The sequence below is a fragment of the Phocaeicola sp. HCN-6420 genome (genome assembly GCF_037890145.1).
GTDB lineage: Bacteria > Bacteroidota > Bacteroidia > Bacteroidales > Bacteroidaceae > Phocaeicola.
This window is the reverse complement of record NZ_JBBKBJ010000067.1, coordinates 1-1,496: the sequence shown is the minus strand read 5'-3', so window position 1 is coordinate 1,496 and position 1,496 is coordinate 1. Positions and strand designations below refer to the sequence as shown.

The window sequence follows — 1,496 nt, the reverse complement described above, 5'->3', positions numbered from 1 at the left end:
TTAAATATAAATTCAAGCAATCATAGCCCGTAATTCACTGAATTTGGCTATCTTTGCATAACATTTGAGAAAAACGGCGATTGGCAGGAGCTTTTCGCCGCCAACATATAGGATAAGACCGCAAGGCGTTTCAAGCGAAAATCTGGTAAATTGGAACTACGGAGACGATTGCGTGATGCTTATGCTATGCTTACGCATAGCGTGCATTCACGTACTCTCCGTAAAGGCTTTACCAGAGCCATCGCTTGAAGGTAGTGTGAATTGCACGCTACTTTTTTACCCTTGCCTAACGAAAGGAAACGATTATGGGTAAAGTTCAGATTCTCGCCGTACTGACGATGGACGGATGTCTTTCTTCAGAGTTATATGATAAAGCACATCAGGATTTGTGCCTTGACCGTTGCGGTCTTGATGAAATCAGGAAGAAAGCCTTTTACCGTGTGACACCGGACTATTCCATTTCAATGCTGCACGAATGGAGAAAAGACTGCACAAACATCCGTTACCTCGCGGAAGCCACACCGGACACGGCAGACTATATAAACGGACTGCTGCGGATGCACGCTGTGGATGAAATCATACTATACACCGTTCCTTTCATATCCGGAAGCGGACGACATTTTTTTAAGTCGGCTCTGCCAGAGCAACACTGGACGCTTTCCTCTTTGAAAAGCTATCCCAACGGTGTATGTCGCATTATCTATATCCTTGATAAAAAAGCAAGATAGCCAAAATGTGCGGCAAGCATACATTTCTATTTTCAGGAATAGAATAAATGTTCCGATTACAAACAATTTAAGTCGGAGATAATTTGTCCTTGTGAAAAAATACTGAATTTTATACCTCTGAAATCCAGCACTTTGTAAAATTGAGTGTTGGATTTTTTATTTTCTGCCGCGTTTTTTGCCAATTATATTCATGTGCGCACGCAGAAAACAAAGTGTAATTTTCAAAATTGACAGAACCATGAATTATTTCTTGCTGGCGGAAACCGACTTTTTCCGCCTGATAAACGAAGCCGGCGACTGCAATATGGAAACGGCATACACGGCTTTCGCCACCCAAGTGATCGAACTGTGCAACGGCGGCATGGACATGAACCTTACCGTCATCGCGCTTGCCTACATCGAAATCGAGTTGCAGCACCATCCCGTACGTAATCTGTCAGAAGAAAAAAGAGAGATTGCCGCCTACGTCAGCAAGGCTCTGTCTTTCGTAAGAAAGATGCAGAAATTCCTTGCCACGCCCCAAGTGCCACCACTAATATCCGCCAACAACGCAACAGAAACCACCGCCAGCCTTCTTCAATGGACGGGCAATGCCATCGACCTCGTGGAACTTATCTACGGCATAGACGTGATGGGCTGCATCAACAACGGCAATATGCCGCTCAAACAGCTCGCCCCACTTCTCTATAAGATATTCGGGGTTGATTCTAAAGACTGCTACCGCTTCTACACTGATATCAAACGCCGGAAGAACGAAAGCCGCACCTA

General features: G+C 44.7%; 2 protein-coding genes. Both read left to right on the top strand.

Annotated elements, in window-relative coordinates; all coding sequences use genetic code 11:
• Positions 1-305: 305 nt before the first annotated feature.
• Positions 306-728, top strand: a complete 423-nt coding sequence (locus WKT12_RS16370) for a dihydrofolate reductase family protein (RefSeq protein ID WP_004291474.1) — start codon at positions 306-308, stop codon at positions 726-728.
• A gap of 238 nt (positions 729-966) precedes the next feature.
• On the top strand, positions 967-1,496 hold a 530-nt coding region (locus tag WKT12_RS16365), incomplete at its 3' end, for an RteC domain-containing protein (protein WP_119958636.1).